Genomic DNA, 18,042 nt, shown 5'->3' with positions numbered 1-18,042 from the left:
TGGGTCGCGATCGTGCTCGTCGAGCGTGAGGCTACGTCGACGTCGACACAGGCCACGCTGTTGACCAGGACGAGATCGACTGGGACAACCGAAGAGACGATCCGCACGCTCAACCCGAAGACGGCATGCCAGCACCGTGGTCGGACGCACAATCGCGCTGAATCAGCGTCCCATCGTGCACGACCCGCCTTACGGGGTGACGCAGAGTGACTGTGACTGCCAGACGTTAGGGTGTGTGAGGGGTGTGGCGCTCTCCGATTTCAACGTTTACGCAGGTCAGAGGGGTGCCCCCGGCTGGATTCGAACCTGCTGACCGGCATGCTGTCTAGGGTGCATTACCTAAACCGTCTTTGGCGTGCAGCACAATCCGCTGTGCGGGCGTGGCGATCCGCTTGGTGTCGCCGAGGTACAGAGGGCGCTGGGTGTGCGTGTCGAACACCGCCAGGTAGTGGCGGGCGTGGCTGGCCATGCGGATGACGTCGCTCATGGGCAGCCAGGATCCGCCGCCGGTGATCGCCACCCCCGCCGCACATTCGAGCTCTTGAAGCGTGGTCGATACCACGATGCTGACGGGCAGCCCGTGATGCCGGCCCAACTTCCCGGACGCCAGCGCGCTCCGGCACAGCGCGTTCAGTGCGTCGTGGTTACGCTGCGTGCGGGTGCGGAAGTCGTGCTGGACCACATCCTCCGAGGGCTTACCGTCCAGCGTTGGTGTCTGGTCGTCGGGATTGCACATCCCGGGCGCCGCCCATTTGCTGAGAACGGCATCCAGTCCGGCGCGCAACTCAGGGCTGAGATAGCCGCTGATCGGGCTCATCCCGTCGATGTCTTGGCGGCCGATCGTGATGCCGCGCTTTCGGGCCCTATCCTCATCGACGAAGTCGCCCTCCGGGTTGATCAACGCCCCGATCCGTTCTGCCGCTTGGCGGACCTCGTCGGGCCGATACTGCTTCGACAACCGGGCCAGGTCCGCCTCGATGTGGTCCCGCGTGGTTTGGTCGACCCAAACCGGCAGCTCTTTCAGGAATCGCCGAATCTCCTTGATGTGCCCGGCGCCGATCTCTCCGGCGCGCTGCCCGGCCGCCGTCGCCGACAACGTCGGCTGCAGCCGCTCACCGGTCAACGCGTACTGATGCCCGAGAAGTTCGGCGTCGCTGATCCGCCGGGCCGCTTCACCTTTGGTGATGCGCAACCTGTTGGCCATCATCTTCGGCAGCCCGTCGCTCAGCTCGGCGGGTGTGGCGTCGTGCGATATGAGCCCGATGAGGGCGTGCTCCGCGACCGGCAGCCGCCGGCGCGCCTTCTCCAGCCGCTCCAATCCGCGGAATTTCTCCGTTGTGCTCAACGAGTCGAATCGCAGCGCGGCGACTCGGTCCAGCGCTGCGTCAAGCGCGTCGAAGGCCTGAGCAGCACCGTCCGAGCAGATCGAACTCATGTTCGAATGCTACCGGCGCCCACCGACACGGCAAGCAGTTCACAACCCCCGCGGCGATATGTCAGCGTACTAGCCATATTTACGCCCAAATCGGATCGGAGCGGCGATGAACGACGGCCCCTATTTCGACCAGCTGGAGGTCGGTCAGGTCTTCGACACCGCGCCGTCGATGACGCTGACGCCTGGAGTCGCCGCGACTCATCAGGCGATTCTCGGTGACAGGATGCGGCTGCCGCTGGACGCTCACCTGTCATACGCGGTCGCCGGAACCCAGAGCGCGCTGGCCCATCCAGGGCTGGCCTGCGACGTCGCGATTGGGCAATCGACGCTGGTGACCCGCCACGTCAAGGCCAACCTGTTCTACCGCGGACTGGTGTTCTACCGGTTCCCCGTCCTCGGTGACAGCCTGTTCACCCGCACGGAAGTCGTTGGCTTGCGCCAGAATTCACCCCGACCCGGCCGTGCGCCGACCGGAATGGCGGCGCTGCGGATGACGACAATCGATCAACTCGGGCAGCTGGTGCTCGACTTCTACCGGTGCGCGATGCTGCCGCTGAGCCCCGACGCCGACCCGAACCGGGAACCGCCTGCCGACGACCTGTCATCGATCGGGGCTGAACCGGCGCCCACCCCGCATGCCTTCGACGGATGGGACGGCGACGCGTTCCGAGAGCGCGTGCCCGGGCCGCACTTCGACCCGGGCCTGGCCGGGGCGGTGCTGCGCAGCAGCGCCGACGTCGTGTCCAGCGCGCCAGAGCTGGCTCGCCTGACGCTGAACATCGCGGCGGTGCATCATGACTCGCGACCAGGTGGTCAGCGGCTGGTGTATGGCGGCCATACGATCGGCCTGGCGATGGCGCAGGCCTGCCGGCTGTTGCCCAACCTTGTCACCGTGCTGGCGTGGGAGTCGTGCGACCACACCGGCCCGGTGCACGAGGGCGAAACGCTGTACAGCGAATTGCAGGTCGAGGCTGCCGAGCCGCTGCCCGGGGGCGGTGGCATCTTGCGGCTGCGCTCGCTTGTCAGCGCGGCAGACCCCGCCGGCGACCGGCCCGTTCTGGATTGGCGGTTCTCCGCGCTGCAGTTCTGACGGCACCGTTCTGCCGGCAGCGAATCCCGGCATATGTTCTGGTCGCCCCGGCGCTCAATGGGTTATGGCAGAAGACCGTGACGACGAGGCGCTCGACGCGTACTCGGCGGTGGTGACCGAGGTCGCGCGGGCCGTGCTGCCGAGCGTGGCCAGCCTGGCCGTGCGGTCCTCGCGCGGGGACGGCGCCGGCAGTGCCAGCGTGATCACGTCGGACGGCTACCTGCTCACCAGCGCCCACGTCGTTTCCGGCGCGAAGTCCGCGGAGGCGGCCTTCACCGACGGCACGACGACCAACGCCGACGTGGTCGGCCGTGATGTGCTGTCCGACCTCGCGGTGCTCAAGGCCCGCGGCGGCGTGCCCGCGCCTGTGTCGATGGGCCGCGCAGAGGATCTGCGGGTAGGTCAGCTGGTTGTCGCCGTGGGCAACCCACTGGGCCTGGCGGGCAGCGTTACCGCCGGCATCGTCTCGGGCCTCGGCCGCTCGCTGCCGACCCGCAACGGCCGCGTGGTCGACGAGGTGATCCAGACCGACGCGGCGCTGAACCCCGGTAACAGCGGAGGTGTGCTGGCCGACAGCCGTGGCCGCATGGTCGGCGTCAGCACCGCCGTCGCCGGTATCGGCCTGGGGTTGGCGGTGCCGGTCAACTCCACGACACACAGGATCATCGCGGCGCTGATGACCACGGGGCGGGTGCGTCGCGCGTGGCTGGGCATCGCCGGCGCTCACATTGCGGTCGCGCCCGCGGTGGCGGCGAGGCTGGGCACCGCGACCGGACTGCAGATCGCCAGCGTGGTGCGAGGCAGCCCGGCCGACCAGGCGGGTCTGCGACGCGGCGACATCGTGATCAGCGTCGACGGCCATAGCGTCGTGACCGCCACCGCGATCCAGAAACTGATGGTCGAGGATGCGATCGCGCGCCGCATCGAGATGACCGTTTGGCGCAACGGCGCGCTCGTCGACGTCCTCGTTGTCCCGCGCGAACTCGCCGAGCATTAGCGGATCAGCCCAGCGCCGACCACATCGCCGCGCACTGGCTGAAGAAGAACGCCTTCGACACGCCCGCGCCAGGCACGATCTGGTCGAAGCCGTGAAACGCGCCCGACACGACCTCGACGTCGCAGGGCACCCCTGCCGCCCGGAGCCGGTCGGCGTAGGCGAGGTCCTCTCCGAAGAAAAGGTCGTGAGTGCCGACGCCGATCCAGGCAGGCGGCAGCCCGCTGAGATCCTCGCGTCGGGCAGGCACGGCGACCGAGGCGTCGGCATCGCCGAGATACGATGCCCAGCCGAATTCATTGCTGCGCTGATTCCACAATCGAAACCGCTTGGGGTCAAGGTCGTTTCGTGACGAGCTACGATCGTCAAGCATCGGGTAGGTGAGCAGCTGCAACACCGGCGTGAACTCGCCCCGGTCCCTGGCCATCAGGGCCAACGCCGCGGCCAGGCCGCCACCCGCACTGGCGCCGCCGATCACCAGCCGCGACGGGTCGACGTCCGGCTGGGCGGCGAGCCACGTGAGCGCGGTGTAGCAGTCGTTCAGCGAAGCGGGATACGGGTTCTCCGGTGCCAGCCGGTATTCCACCGAGGCCACCGCGATGCCGAGCTTGTGGACGAATCGGCGGCACAGCCTGTCGTCCTGCGCCGCGCGGCCGATGACATAGCCGCCACCGTGAATCCACAGCAAGGCCGGCGACGGGGTGGCGGAGCCCGCGGGGCGGAAAACCCGGACGCCGGCGCCGTCACCGAGCGGTACGACGTCAACGCCGTCCGGCGTCCGAGTTCCCTGGAGCCGCTCCAGCGCGCGCATCACCGGCGTGGTCCTGCGCCCGATCAGCCGTCGCGGGACGAACAGTGCCGTCCGGCGCAGATCAGGATGAAATCCCGTGTCACGCAGCATAGATCGGGCAGCCCTCCTTGATCGTTTCGACGACCTTGATGTCCTTGATCGCCATCGGGTCGACGGTTAGCGGATTGGCGTCGAGCATCACCAAGTCGGCCAGCTTGCCGACCTCTATCGATCCCTTGGTGTCTTCCTCGAAGTACTGATACGCCGCGTTGATCGTGATCGCCTTCAACGCGTCGAGCGGTGTCACACGCTGGTCGGCTCCGATCACCGCGCCGCTGCGCGACACCCGGTTCACCGCCGTCCACAGCACAAACATCTGATCGATCGGGGTGACGTTGAAGTCGGTGTGGTTCGTCGGGTGCAGGCCCCTTTCGATTGCCGCGCGCATCGGACTCAGAAAATTCGTCTGCTCACGGCCACGCAGCCGGATGTGCGCATCGGCGAAGTAGAACGTGTGGGCGGTGAAGAACGACGGAATGATCCGGTATTCCACGAACTTGTCGAGTTGGTCCCGGCGCACGAACTGCGAATGGATGGCGGTGGTGCGTCGGTCGGCGGAGGGGTCCGCGGCCGTGGCGAACTCATGCGCCGCGAGCAGCACATCGATCGCCGCATCACCGTTGGCGTGGATGAGAAGCTGCAGCCCGAGGTCATAAACCTGCTTGAACCAGCCGTTGACCGTGTCCTGCGGGAAACCCAAGTCGCCTCGCCACTCATGTTGTCCCTCGGGACCGTCCACGAGATACGGAGTGGTGAAATAGGCGGTGCGGCCCTGGGGTGACCCGTCGAGCGTGATCTTGACGCCGCCGAGCTTGACGCGATTGCGATAGCGACCGAACGTTCCGGGTGGGTAGCGCTGCAGCACCGTGTCCAGGTCGAGGATGAACGGGTAAGCGACAATGTCGATCAGGCCGGCGCCGCCCTCCGCGGCCCGCTGCATCAGCGCGATGTCCGCCGCGTGCGACAAACCCTCCTGCGCGGTGGTGATGCCGGCGGCGGCGTAAAGCAGCTGGCCTGCCTTGCTCCAGCCGACCTCCTGCCGGGGTGTGGGCTTGGGCAGCGACGCAAACACCGGCAGGAACGCCGTCTCCATCAGAAGGCCATCGGGCTCGTTGGAGCCGGCCTTGCGAACGATGACGCCACCCGGCGGTGTCGGGGTGTCGGCAGTGATGCCCCACTTGCGCAACGCGGCGGAATTCAGCACTCCACCGTGCAGCGAAACATGCTGGACGATGATGGGATTCTCCGGGAAGTCAGCGTTGAGATCTTCGCAGTGCAGCGTGCGGCCGCCGGGCATCAGCGTGTCGTCGTACCCGTAGGCCATGATCACCTCGCCGGGTGGGATCCGGCGGCTATTACGAAATTTGTTGAGTGCAGCCACGATTGCCTGGACGTCCGTGCCTGGACCGGCGGGGGGCGCGTAGACGTTGACCTGGTTGGCCACCATCAGCGAGTTGATGTAGTGGCTGTGGGGATCGAGGAAACCCGGCAGAAGTGTGTGGCCGCCGAGGTCGACAGTGTTGGTTCTGGACCCACGATGGTCTGCCATTACCGCTTCCGTGTCGCCGACCGCGGTGATTCGGCCGTCCTTGACGGCGACCGCCTCGGCAGTGGGCTGCGCGTCGTTGACGGTGACGATGTCGCCGCCGGTGTAGATGGTGTCCGCGTCGGCGCTCATGACGCTATCGAACCCTATGCGGCCCCGTCTGGTGGGCGAGGGTATCGATAAAAGTGCTCGGACGTGCTCCTGGTTTCGATGGGCTAGCGTGGACGGGTGGGGACCCGCCCGCGCAGGCGGATGACCGCCTTGCTCAGCGGTCTGCTGTTGCTGGTGGCCGGCTGTGGCGGCACGGCAGCAGACGCGCCGAGCGCCGCGCACCCCTGCGACATCGTCACCAACGGCACCCCGGTGACGAAGGCTTCGGCGGCGTCGGCGAGCGGTCCCGAGGTGGCCACCGGCTACCGCAGCGGCATGACCGCGGTGCGGACCGCTCACTACGCGGTGGCGACCGCCAACCCGTTGGCCGCCGAGGCGGCCTGTCAGGTCCTTCGCGAGGGCGGGTCGGCCGCCGACGCGCTGGTCACCGCGCAGGCGGTGCTGGGATTGGTCGAGCCTCAGTCCTCCGGTGTCGGCGGCGGCGGGTTCCTGCTCTATTACGACGCGGCCTCGGGTTCCCTGCAGGCCTACGACGGGCGGGAGGTCGCGCCCGCGGCGGCTACGGAAAACTACCTGCGCTGGATCGACGGCGCCAACCACGCGTCCCCGCAACCGGGTACGCGGGCATCGGGACGCTCGATCGGGGTGCCGGGCATCCTGCGATTGCTCGAGCTGGTGCACAACGAACACGGCCGTACCTCATGGCGCGACTTGTTGCAACCAGCGGTCACATTGGCCGACAACGGTTTTACGATCAGTCCCCGGCTGGCCAGTGCCATCGCCGATGCCGCGCCGCGCCTGCGCGCCGACCCAGCGGCCGCCGCGTACTTCCTCAACCCGGATGGCAGTCCCAAGACCGCCGGCACCCTTCTGACCAACCCCGCATACGGAAAGACGTTGGGCGCCGTCGCATCCGACGGCGCGCAGGCGTTCTACACCGGTGACATCGCCCACGATGTCGTGACCGCGGCTGCCGACACCACCGGTGGTCGCACCCCGAGCCTGATGACCCTGGACGATCTGGCCGCCTATTCCGCCAAGAAGCGAGATCCGATCTGCGTGGCCTACCGCGAGCGTGAACTCTGCAGCACGCCGCCACCGTCGGGTGGGATCACGGTGCTCGCGACGATGGGTATCCTGGCGCACTTCCCGATGAGCGATTACAAGCCCACCGACGTGGACCTCAATGGTGGTCGGCCCACCGTGACGGGAGTTCACCTGGTCTCCGAAGCCGAGCGGCTGACCTATGCCGACCGCAACCAGTACGTGGCGGACCCGGATTTCGTACCGCTACCGGGCGGCTCGCCAGACACGCTGCTGAACCCCGGTTATCTAGCAGGTCGCGCGGCGCTGATTTCGGAGCAGCGCACCATGGGCACCGCACAGCCCGGAAACTTCGGAGCGCCGTCGACGGCCCCGCCGCCACCGCCGGAGCATGGCACCAGCCATGTCAGCGTTGTGGACGCGCAGGGCAACGCTGCCTCGTTCACCACCACGGTGGAGTCCAACTTCGGCTCGTTTCACATGGTGGACGGATTCATCTTAAACAACCAGCTGACCGACTTCGCGTTCGAACCGGTCGGCTCGGACGGTACACCCTTGGCCAACCGCGTTCAGGCCGGAAAGCGACCACGCAGCGCGATTTCCCCGATACTGATATTCGATACCTCACCGTCCGGGCGGGGGCCGCTCTACGGGGTCGCGGGTTCGCCCGGCGGCGCGGCGATCATCCAGTACGTGACGAAAACACTTGTGGGAATGCTGGATTGGGGCCTGAACCCGCAGCAGGCGGTGTCCATGGTCAACTTCGGCGCGGCCAACTCGCCGCCGACGAACGTGGGTGGTGAGCATCCCGATATCGACAATTCCGACGGCGGCGCCCACGATCCGCTAGTGCAGGGGTTGCGAGCTCTGGGACATCAGGTCGACGTCGCGGACCAGTCCAGCGGGTTGTCGGCGATCATGCGCAACGGCTCGGGCTGGGTGGGCGGCGCCGACCCGCGCCGCGAGGGACTGGTAATGGGCGACACGGTCAACGCGGGCTGACGATTCTGCGCTATTTCGGACCCATGGGGTCACCGTGGTTCATGCTCTCTGGGGTGTTTCACTATGGGTCGTGGTGCCGGCCCTGGCCCGGTTGCGGTTCCAGTAGCGGATCAACTGAAGACCGGTAGAGGTCGCGTAGCGATGCAGCCCGTTCAGCAGCGCCACCTCGTCGTCGGTCAGGTCGGGATGCCACAAGTCCACGACGAGCACCACCCGCGGTTGGCCGCTGGTATTCCAGGCCTCGTGGGTGAAGCTGTCGTCGAAGACCAGACAGCGGCCTTCTTCCCATGTGCGCTCGACTCCGCCGACGCGCAACCCACAGCCCTCGGGCACGTCAATGCCGAGGTGACAACGCAACCGCACGTTGGTGGGCCCGGTGTGCGGGGCGATGTGGGTATCAGGTTCCAGCATCGAGAAGTACGCGAGACCGCCGAGGCTGAGAACGGTGCGGTTGGCCTCGATGGCAGCGACGGTCTGTGGGCAGAGGCTGCAGTTGTGCTCATTTTTTCGGCCGCGCTCGTAGAGGAAGAGAACGCTCCACCGCCCCGACCGCTTGATGTTCTCGGCCTCCTCATGGAATCTACGGCCGGCGAGCCCGTGCACCTCTGCGGCGACCGTGTCGGCTATCGCCTCTAGATCGCGCGCAAGCCGGAATTGCTGCGGATCGTGCCATGGCACCGCTCGCAGGCCGGGATACCTGGTCATGCGGGGCTCTTCGTGATTCGTCCGGAGTCCGGCGATGTACTTTTCAAACCGTGCCGGTAACGCGGGCTGCGCATTGCCATCTCCTGCAACGGGCCGCCGGTTGTCGCCTACGGCGCCAACTCCATCCGGCAGTAGCTCCGTTCGCGAGAGTTCGGAGTAAAGACGCTCGGGCGACGGCGGGACGGACTTCATTGCCGCAGCGGTCCGCCGGGCGACGAACGCCAGTTCGTCTGCTTTCGTTTCGTCACAGAGAGCCGCGCACAACTGTTGCCACTGGGAAAGATTGAGTCGCTTATCCCACGGGGTCCCCCACTGCTGTAGCCGGGCAGCCGCCACCCGGGCGACCTCGCCGGCCTGCTCCAGGGTGCCGTGGCTGATTTCGTGGAAGCCCGCCCAGACGAGCGGCTCCGCGACGAAGGGCCAGTCGATGGGCTTCGGCCCGCGCCGCTGGTCGGCTGCGCTGTCATCGACCTGGCCGAAGCTTTTGACCAGGCGCTGGTAGTCGCCAAGTAACTGGGTCTCGTCGGTCGTGGAAACCACGGTGGTGCATTCGTCGAACACCGGAGGAGTGACCTCGGCGAGCCGGCGCGCTTCGCGGCCCAGGAACGAAACATTCGACAGCCAAGGGCCAGGGGAGCGGTCGGGTTGGCAGCTCTGCTCCGCAGCGTTGGCCATGTAGATTGTCAGAAGGTCGCCGGCATCCGTGTGGGTTATATGCACGGGATGGCCATCTCGCCGGCTTGTCAACTCGAACTCGGCGGTTGCCTCGTTAGCTGATGCGCGCACGAGCGACATCAGCTCACGCCGGTCGATGGTGCAAAAGAGATAGGCGAGCCGCTCGGCTTCCTCGCCGACCAACGCGCGAACTCGGTCGCGCTCGTTCATGGCGAACGTTCGATGCTTGAACACGTCGGTGGAGTACACGCTGTGCATCAGGCCCGCATATTGCACGCGAAGGGGTTGTTGCCATGCGGTGAGGATGTGAAAGGTGTTGAAGAGATGTTGTTCCAGCGACTGCGTGCCATGCCGGACCAGATGAGTCCTCCTGCGCCGAAGTTCCGCTCTGATCAATTCCGGGGAGTCGGCGATACCAAGCTCTGCCACTGATACCTCCGTCATACTGAAGGCTCTGGTCCCGTTGGGTGGTCTCGCCAGGATTTGAGGCCGAGCCGATTCAAGGGTCGCACAACCGATCGGCGCCAGTGCCCGTTTGTTTGAAGGTATGACGCTTGGCCTCGGCACACGAGGCAACCGAGGTCGACAGAGCGGGTTGGTCTCGCGGCCTCGCTCGTAAGTCTTCGGTGCGATGGCGGGCCATCTCGCCGGGGACTGCTGACTATGCGCTGGGGGTTACGCCGAGTTCTTTGCCGCCGTTCATTTTCGTATGCAATTACATCGTTTGCTATGTCAATCACCCAGCCGCCGGGCGTGTGGGTCATTGACGCGGACTGCAGCCGGGTCGGCGAGGAAGCCTGCTGGACAGTGGTTCACAGCAAATTGCCAGCTAACTCAATAAACGGCGCGACCGGCACGGATCCTCTATCGTGTCGATGTCTCGTCTTTCGGGTCCCCGGCTGGCGCACCGGCCGGGTGGTTGGCAGGTGGCCGGCGTGGTTGGGGTCGACGACGAAGCGGCACTCGTTCGCCGAGCGTGTGCCGGGGACGAGCGTGCGTTCGTGGAATTGGTAGCTGCCGACCGCAGTGCCGTGTGGGCGGTGTGTCTGCGGATCACCGGCAATCGAACCGATGCCGAAGATGCATTGCAAGACACCCTCCTCGCAGCATGGCGAAACCTCGCCCAATTCCGGTCGGATGCCAAGTTTTCGACATGGCTCTTCCGCATCGCCGCGAACGCGGCGCTGGCCATCGTTCGCCGACGGCCCGAAACAGTCGAAATCTTCGATGTCGTTGCTATGCGAGGTGATCCCGGTGATCAGGTTGCAGACGCCGACCGGGTGCAGACGGCTCTGATGGCTCTTCCCGAGGTCTTTCGAGTGGCCTTGGTGTTGCGGATCTATGGCGATCTCAGCTACGAAGATATCGCTGTCCATCAAGGAATCCCGGTGCAGACCGTCAAGAGCCGACTGTGGCGGGCTCGCTCGATGATGCACGAGCTTCTTGCACCAGCGTCGGACACCGATGAATCGCCAAGGGTTCCAATCATTTCGGAGTGAAGATCAGCTGATAGCTGCGTTCCAGGACTGTCCATGCTTCGCGCTCGGCTGCTGAGAATGCGGTGAGTCGTTCACGTTTGCAGTGGACGCACGCCTGTTGTGCGGCGTTGTTGATGGTCGCAGAATCTGCATCCAGCGGCAGGCGCAACGCCTCGGCCGGGGTGGCAGCCACTCCGAGGTGATCCAACTCCTGGACTAACGGATGCGTGGGATCCCACTGCAACATCAGTTCCAGAGCGGACAATTCGCGTAGCGGGTGCAGCCCGGGATGCATCTTTACGGCCTCCAGGATGGCGCAGACCTCGGCGCGATGGGGGGAAGGAACCGCCAGTTTCTCCAGCTGGGTGAGGATATGGCGAGCCTTGAGCACCTCACTTCGGCGCAGGAATCGACGCGTGATCTGTTCGTGCACCGCCGTCAACCCCGATTTGTCCGCCAACCACTGCGCCAGCGCGATCGCTCCCTGGGAGGCCAGTGTCCTGGCATAGAGAATTCCGTAATCACCGATGAGTTCGAGTAGGCGGTCGACATCTTCGCGGTCGAGATCGGTTTCATCCTGGCCGGAGAGAATGCCGGCGAGTTCGAACTCCTCAAGGGGCTCCAGGTGTGCGAGCGCGCGCGCGTCGGCCTCGGTGAGGTGCCCTGTCAGTGCGGTTTCGGCTAGAAGGCCCGAGACCGGAAGCACCGTGCCAGCGAGGCGGGCCAGTTGAGGCTTGAGGTGTTCGGCGTGTTTGGCAGCCATTTCCAAAGGATCGACCGACCCGAATGCGCCCTCCCCGAATGTGTCGGCGTGCGACAGAAGGGCGAGGGTATCGATTCGCGTCGCCCCCATCTCGTTCAGGAAGGCGACCTCGTCGGCGCGCGGAGCGCCGTCGGACAGAAACAGCGTCCCGTCGGGTCGCTCGATGCCCCTGCCCGCAGAGGTGTCGATCAGTGCCCGCCGCGTCGCGGCCGAGTGCGTCGAATTCATCGTTCCCAACCCGGGCGTGTCGATGAGTTCATATTCACGAAGCAATGCCGAAGGGATGTGCGCTATTACGTAGTCGATTTCGGAAGCCGGACGGCCCAATTCGTCGGGAAGCCGATGGCGTACGGGGAGTATGCTCACCTTCTTGTCGAGTCCGAAGACCTCGACGCGCGCGGGTGCGCCGAACCGGAACCACGTTGCCACCTGCGTGCATTCGGTCTCATTTGTCGGGGCGACCCGCTGGCCGACGAGGGCATTGAGAAGGGTGGACTTGCCGGAGTTGACTCTGCCGACCAGGGCCACCCTCAGGGGAGTTGTCAACCGGTCGCTCAGCGCGGCGAGCGCGGCGTGATCGGTGTCGCCGAGGTACGGGGCGACCGCGTCGAGTGCCGATTCAACCTTAGCCACCAGCAGCGACGCGTCGGGCCGACCGACCATGATGTCACCCTCATTCTCCCAAGTACGCCGACCACGACGGGCGCGGGCAGTGTCCAACAGTGGGATAGCGTGGAAGGGTCCTTTGTTCCCGGCCGGCAACTCAAAACATTCGTCGTGTGCGTCGCTGGTCAAGCATCTAGGATGTTCACCGCAGTCTAGGACAAGGCAGCACATGACACAGGCGCATCCCGAGGTCCGCGAAACGGCACGACCGCAGATCGACCCGGACCTGAAAAAGGTGATGGATGCGGCCCGTGGCGTGCTGGTGGCCAACGGTTTGTCCGATCTTGCCAACCGCGCCTGGGCCCAAGTGACGAGGCCGGCAAGCGCCCCCGCGGTCGTCGTCGTCGGCGAAGTGAAACGGGGTAAGAGCTCACTGGTCAATGTTTTGCTGGCGCGTCCGAACGCCTCTCCAGTCGACGTCGACATCACGACTTCGGCATTTGTGCGGTTTGTTCCGCCGAGCGAATCCATGCCCGAAGGCGCCGCGACGCTGCTGTTCGCCGGCGGTCGCCGCGAGCCGGTTGATTTCGCCGATCTGCCGAGCTGGGTGACGATGAGCGGGCAGCACGTCAACGACCCCACCGTCGACGAATTGCCTATCGGGGCCGAAGTCGCCATGGTCAGCCCGTTCCTGCCCAGCGTCACTTTGGTCGACACCCCAGGAGTGGGCGGTCTCAACCCCAACCACCTGAGGCTGACGAGAACGGCGACGACAACGGCCAGCATCCTGGTAATGACATGTGATGCCACGGCCCCCATCACCGCGCCGGAACTGAAGTTCCTGGAATCAGTCAGCGCCGAAGTGAATTCAGTGCTGATCGCGGTTACCAAGATAGACAAGAATTTTCGTCACTGGCAAACGATCGTCGAAGAAAATCGCAGACTGCTCCGTCAGCACGGCCCGCGGTTCGCCGAAGTCCCGATCTTGGGTGTGTCAAGCACCGCGGCCTTTTCGGCAATCAAGATGGAGCCCGGCGACCGCCGCAAATCAGCGCTTCGTGCGTCGGGTTTGTCTGCCCTTGTCCAGCAACTGCACCGGATATGCGCTTCTAGCGACACGCTCGCCGCGGCAAACGGATTACGGGCGGCACGAACCGGACTCGAGCGGGTGGCAAACCAGCTCGCAATGCAGCGTTCGGCCATGATCAGAGGGCAGAGCGCGGCAGCCGAGCTCAACGAGGAAAAAAAGCGGCTACAGACGCTTCGCCAAGAGTGGGAAGGCGGATGGCGCGATTATCTGGCCCGCGATCTGGGCGCCATCCAGCGCAACACTCTTACATCGCTTGACCACAAGCTCGACGACCTCAGGTCGCGATGGCGTACGAAGCTCGACAGCACAAAGTTGGACATCCTGCGCCGTTCTCCGCAGCTGTTCGTCGCGGACATGACCGCCGACCTCGAGGTGCTAGTCGGCGAAGTGTCCGATGAATACGTCAGCGGGGTGAATCAGCTCGTCGGTGGTCTGCAGATCAATGCCGACGTCTCGGTCAAGGGCTTCACTTCGGAGGTACGCGAAATCGAGCCTCCTCGCAAGCGCGGAGAGGGCGTCATCGACCCGAGCATGATGTCGACGGCTATCACGGGATTCAGCACGATGGGAATGGGGCTGGTATCGGCGCTGGCCATCGGGAGCGTGGTGGCCGTCCCCCTGGTCGCTGCCATCGGCGGCGCCTGGATCGCTGTGAACTTCGGATTCCGCGCCATCAAGATGGGTAGGCAGGGCCTGCAGCAGTGGCTCAACATGACGGCCACCGCGGTGGCCAAGGATGTCTCCCGCGAAATTCAGGAGCGCGGCGACGCAATTCGTCCCGTCATAATCAACGCGTACAAGCAGTACCTCACCGACTCGATGACCGAACTCAAGAATCTGATCGCCGCCGCGGAGACCGCGGAAAAGTCGTCCCGCGCCGAACGCGCCGACGCCGTCGCGGAACTCGATACCAAACGTAAATCGTTGCAGGCCATAATCGCAGGCGCCGATGCTCAGCTCGCCAGGTTGGCGGCGGCGAATTCTGGCGTGCAGCGGTAGGCATCCTGGCCGGACTCTCTGAGCCGTGGCGGTGCTCGACGGTAGAGCGGGGCCGTACCGCGTCATCGATTCCTGGCGATATGACCGACCGCGGCGCCAGGTGGGGTTGGTGCTCAACGTGGCGCCTTCCACTATGACGGGACTGTGATCAGATGCGTCCGGTCGGGAACTTTGGCCGACGACGGCGTCTCCAATCGAATAGCAATGCATGAATCTGCCGGTCAACCGGCGGTCGGGCCTCGTCGATCGGTCCCGATCCGGCGGTATGGCCGACCTCAGCTACGAGAGGAGCTCCCATGGCCGACGAGACTGCAGCGCAGCCACCAAGCGACGACCTTTTAGATGACCTTGACATTTTAGATCCGCTCGCCGGGTCAGGCGCGCTCGGCGACTCGGATGCCGATGACGATGCCGATGACGATGCACCCGCCCCCGGCGGTGACTTGGGGGACACAAACGTCGTTTATGACGACGTCGACCAGAACGAATTCTTCACGATCGATACCGATACTGGGGACAAGGACATCCTTGACCCCTCGGATGTTCCCGACTCCGCGCAAATCGAAGTCGTCGACGACCACCAAGATGACTCTTTCGACGACGGACTCGGGCTCGACGACTCCGATATGTCCATCGCGCCCGCTGTGGACCTGTCCCCTAGCGACAGCTTCGAGTTCGAGGAGGACTAGCGCTACTCGTGAGAACGAGTGGCGTTGACACGTCCGCCCGTCGCCTGTACCGCAACAGGTGTTCGGGTCCGACACCGAACGCCGTCACCGGCTGGCTGGCCGACTGAGGCCCTTCAGCAATACAACATCAATTAGGTAGCAATACGCGTTGCCCAGTGGAGACGGAAATAACTGTGCTTTGGGGAAATAAAGGAGTATCGAAATGGCTGGACCGAACGATCCCAAGGACCCCCCGCCTGACTCCACGACGGGGACCGGGCCAGAAAATACCACGCCTGAATCAACGTGGCTGCCGGCTGACCCAACACCGGAGGGCTGGACCGGCCGTCCGATCCCGGCGCCGCGGGGGCCGGAAGCCACGATCGACCCGGTGACCCGCGAGCCTGTGGGAAGATTCATTGTCAGTCCACAGAAACACGATGTGGGCGCGCAAGCCCTGGTCGAACCGAACGGTGGTGCCACAATTGCATCACCGACCAACTCTGCCGACACTCATACGATCCGCGACAACGGCTCGGTCTACGACCGCCTGAATCTCGGTGGCCATCCGGAACAACCTTTTGAGAGTGCTCAGGCTCCGCACGGTCATATTCATGCGAGCGGCGATGGTCCCGGCGAGGAGGGGCAAGGCCAACCGCTCGCCGTCAACCCCCAACCAAGGCAGGGTGGGCCGCGGCTTGAGCACGGTAGTCCTCCGCCGGCCCGGCCGGTCGAGGCCGTAGGCCTGCCCGAAGACGGATCGGGAGGATATCCGGTTGGATCAAACGCGGGGGTCGCGCACATACGTCTGCTGAGACCCCCAACCGGTGACGAAACCTACCGGGAGGCCCACGACAACGCCCTCGACGATCGGCGATATGAGCAGCGGTTGGAACTCGACGCCAAATTCCCGGGCGGTGTAGTCCCGTCTGAAGAGGAGCGGGCGCGGGAGCAGGAGCAGCTAGCGCAGCAGCGGGAGCAACAGCGGTTAAACGATTGGCATGCTGACCATTCGGGCCCGGGTCAGTATCAGGCCGGGCTGGACGCCCAGCGGCTGGCGCAAGACCTACAAGGGATTCAGTCATACGACGACACGCCCGTTGCGGATGCGCCTCCCCTTTCGGAGGAGCAGCAAGCCCGGTTGGAGGCGGCTCAGCAGCAGGTCAGGGATTACGTTCAGCAGCAATATGACCAGCAGGCTGATGTCGATCGGCAACAGGCTCGGGAGGACGGATATCAGCAGGCCATAGCTGAGGCCAGGCAACAGGCCGGGATCGATCAAGCTCAAGGACAATACGCGGGTGTTTACGTCCGCGGTGATCAGGTTTATCCCCGCATGGCAGTATCCGCACCCGGTGAAGGCATGTATTCGTTAAGTCAGCCCCATCCGGAGTTGGACGATTGGCAACCGTCCGACGACGAGGCGCAACAGCCAGCGAATGAGTTTTCTCCGGAGTCTCTGCAGCAAGGGCAGCAGATTCCGATCATCCAGCAGGCCATGCAACGGGCTCAGCAGCTGGCCGCGCAGCAAGCCGCCACAGGCACGCCAGATCCCGACCGTTCAGGTGAGCTTGGTGCTGAGGCGGTGGGGGAGCCGGGTGTTGGGGGTGAGCTTGGTGCTGAGGCGTTGGGGGAGCCGGTTGCCGAGGGTGAGCTTGGTGCTGAGGCGTTGAGCGAGCCGGGTGAGTTGGGTGCTGAGGCGTTGAGCGAGCCGGGTGAGTTGGGTGCGGAGGGCTTGGGGGAGCCGGGTGCCGAGGGTGTGCTTGGTGCTGAGGGCTTGGGGGAGCCGGGTGCCGAGGGTGAGCTTGGTGCTGAGGCGTTGGGCGAGCCGGGTGAGTTGGGTGCGGAGGGCTTGGGGGAGCCGGGTGCAGAGGGTGAGTTGGGTGCCGAGGCGTTGGGGGAGCAGGGCGACAACCAGGCAACGTGGGTACGGTTGCGGCGGCTGAGAATCAGGGGATGTCGCTAGGTGATGCTGAGCAGTTGGCCGGTGCCGGTGAATCGGCGGGGCAGGCGGCCGCCGTTGCGGCTGCTGAGAATCAGGGGATGTCGCAAAGCGACGCCATAGAACAAGTGAACGCCCAAGAGACGCCGGACAACAGCGGCGAGACGCCCACCGACTCCAGCGGGGACTCGGGCGGGGGCGAGACGCCCACCGACGGCGGCGGGGACTCGGGCGGGGTCGAGACGCCCAGCGACGGCGGTGGGGACTCGGGTGGCGACGGCGGCGGGGACTCTGGCGACGTGGACTACAACAACTTCGGCGGAGCGGACTGGTTGCAAGAGGACGACAGCGGAGGAGACGGCGGCGGCGATTACAGTAGCGCGGACTACAGCACCGCGGATTACAGCAGTGGCGACGGGGAGGGTTACGGGTCGGACGATTGAAACGGACCCCTGTGCCGTCGACGGCTTCGGCGGTGGATCAGCCCATCGCCCAGCAGGTTTCTTGGGCCGGGGCACGACCGACGCGTAACTTGTCGACCCGTGAACGGGATGGGAGCTTTGGCTGCCAATGCGCGGTCAGCTAGAGGCTGCAGTGGCACAACCTATCTGAGAACACTTGTTACCAGCGCCAAAAGCGCTTAGGGGTGGCAGGCGCTGCTGCCCCAGCCGCGGAACGGAGCGCGCAGCGACGGGTGATCTACAACCCATTCACCAAAGGTCCTGCTCGGGCGGAGGGTTGATCGTGCAGGGCAGTGCTGGCTCGGCCCCGGGCCGTCAGTCACTTGAGCCCGCTGAATCACCGCGAACACGTGAGCGCGTCGGGGAACATTGTGTGCTTCTCGGGCATCGAATCAGTTGAAAGACCACAGGTCGGTAACGGACCCAGAGAAGGAGTTCGACATGCCTCGTCGCGAAGTAGGACCAGATTCGAGCGACCGGACCAACGACACTGGCACGGGAACGACACCGGGCCAAGTCAACGACGAGACCCGTCTCGGTCTACTAGACGACATCGGTAACCTGCCCGCTCCTGATTCGAATG

The 18,042-nt window shown here is 65.0% G+C and carries 13 protein-coding genes; 8 read left to right on the top strand and 5 right to left on the bottom strand.

Translation table 11 applies throughout. The features are described 5' to 3' along the window. Positions 1 to 325: 325 nt before the first annotated feature. Positions 326 to 1,435 (bottom strand): 13E12 repeat family protein, encoded by a 1,110-nt coding sequence (locus VKI00_RS16620; RefSeq protein ID WP_324439222.1) that lies wholly within the window; start codon positions 1,433 to 1,435, stop codon positions 326 to 328. 106 nt (positions 1,436 to 1,541) lie between these two features. Here VKI00_RS16620 and VKI00_RS16615 point away from each other — a divergent pair, with 106 nt between their 5' ends. Together VKI00_RS16615 and VKI00_RS16610 are read left to right on the top strand one after the other, a co-directional pair. Continuing rightward, positions 1,542 to 2,525 carry a MaoC family dehydratase gene (locus tag VKI00_RS16615; protein ID WP_324439220.1) on the top strand — a complete coding sequence of 328 codons (984 nt, stop codon included), beginning with the start codon at positions 1,542 to 1,544 and terminating at the stop codon, positions 2,523 to 2,525. A 64-nt stretch (positions 2,526 to 2,589) separates the two neighbouring features. Next, the gene (locus VKI00_RS16610; RefSeq protein WP_324439218.1) at positions 2,590 to 3,522 is read left to right on the top strand and encodes a S1C family serine protease; all 933 of its coding nucleotides are present in this window, start codon (positions 2,590 to 2,592) and stop codon (positions 3,520 to 3,522) included. 4 nt (positions 3,523 to 3,526) lie between these two features. Here VKI00_RS16610 and VKI00_RS16605 read toward each other — a convergent pair whose 3' ends face one another. Together VKI00_RS16605 and VKI00_RS16600 are read right to left on the bottom strand one after the other, a co-directional pair. After that, the gene (locus VKI00_RS16605; protein WP_414687220.1) at positions 3,527 to 4,417 is read right to left on the bottom strand and encodes an alpha/beta hydrolase; all 891 of its coding nucleotides are present in this window, start codon (positions 4,415 to 4,417) and stop codon (positions 3,527 to 3,529) included. Next, positions 4,410 to 6,047 (bottom strand): amidohydrolase, encoded by a 1,638-nt coding sequence (locus VKI00_RS16600; RefSeq protein ID WP_324439214.1) that lies wholly within the window; start codon positions 6,045 to 6,047, stop codon positions 4,410 to 4,412. Before VKI00_RS16600 ends, VKI00_RS16605 begins: the two co-directional genes overlap by 8 nt. A 120-nt stretch (positions 6,048 to 6,167) precedes the next feature. Between VKI00_RS16600 and VKI00_RS16595 the strand changes: the two genes are divergently transcribed. After that, entirely contained in the window at positions 6,168 to 8,072 is a 1,905-nt protein-coding gene (locus VKI00_RS16595; RefSeq protein WP_324439224.1) for a gamma-glutamyltransferase family protein, read from the top strand. Positions 8,073 to 8,111: 39 nt separating this feature from the next. Here VKI00_RS16595 and VKI00_RS16590 read toward each other — a convergent pair whose 3' ends face one another. Then, a complete protein-coding gene (locus tag VKI00_RS16590; protein WP_324439212.1) occupies positions 8,112 to 9,896 on the bottom strand; it encodes an aspartyl/asparaginyl beta-hydroxylase domain-containing protein in 1,785 nt (594 codons plus the stop codon). Between the two features lie 431 nt (positions 9,897 to 10,327). Between VKI00_RS16590 and VKI00_RS16585 the strand changes: the two genes are divergently transcribed. Then, complete coding sequence (locus VKI00_RS16585) at positions 10,328 to 10,951, top strand: RNA polymerase sigma factor (protein ID WP_324439210.1); 624 nt, start codon at positions 10,328 to 10,330, stop codon at positions 10,949 to 10,951. Here VKI00_RS16585 and VKI00_RS16580 read toward each other — a convergent pair. Next, on the bottom strand, positions 10,938 to 12,356 hold the full coding sequence (locus VKI00_RS16580; protein ID WP_324439208.1) for a dynamin family protein: 1,419 nt from the start codon (positions 12,354 to 12,356) through the stop codon (positions 10,938 to 10,940). The genes VKI00_RS16585 and VKI00_RS16580 overlap by 14 nt on opposite strands. Positions 12,357 to 12,528: 172 nt before the next feature. Between VKI00_RS16580 and VKI00_RS16575 the strand changes: the two genes are divergently transcribed. From VKI00_RS16575 to VKI00_RS16560, 4 genes are all read left to right on the top strand, one after another. Further along, positions 12,529 to 14,388, top strand: coding sequence for a dynamin family protein (locus tag VKI00_RS16575; RefSeq protein ID WP_324439206.1), 1,860 nt, complete (start codon positions 12,529 to 12,531; stop codon positions 14,386 to 14,388). Positions 14,389 to 14,684: 296 nt separating this feature from the next. Further along, positions 14,685 to 15,077 carry a hypothetical protein gene (locus tag VKI00_RS16570; protein WP_324439204.1) on the top strand — a complete coding sequence of 131 codons (393 nt, stop codon included), beginning with the start codon at positions 14,685 to 14,687 and terminating at the stop codon, positions 15,075 to 15,077. A gap of 202 nt (positions 15,078 to 15,279) precedes the next feature. After that, positions 15,280 to 17,022 (top strand): hypothetical protein, encoded by a 1,743-nt coding sequence (locus tag VKI00_RS16565; RefSeq protein WP_324439203.1) that lies wholly within the window; start codon positions 15,280 to 15,282, stop codon positions 17,020 to 17,022. Then, on the top strand, positions 17,013 to 17,441 hold the full coding sequence (locus tag VKI00_RS16560) for a hypothetical protein (protein WP_324439201.1): 429 nt from the start codon (positions 17,013 to 17,015) through the stop codon (positions 17,439 to 17,441). The genes VKI00_RS16565 and VKI00_RS16560 overlap by 10 nt, the downstream gene beginning before the upstream one ends. Positions 17,442 to 18,042 lie beyond the last annotated feature (601 nt).

Source organism: Mycobacterium sp., assembly GCF_035314665.1.
Lineage (GTDB): Bacteria > Actinomycetota > Actinomycetes > Mycobacteriales > Mycobacteriaceae > Mycobacterium.
The sequence above is the reverse complement of the archived record's forward strand: the minus strand, read 5'-3'. Positions and strand labels throughout refer to the sequence as shown.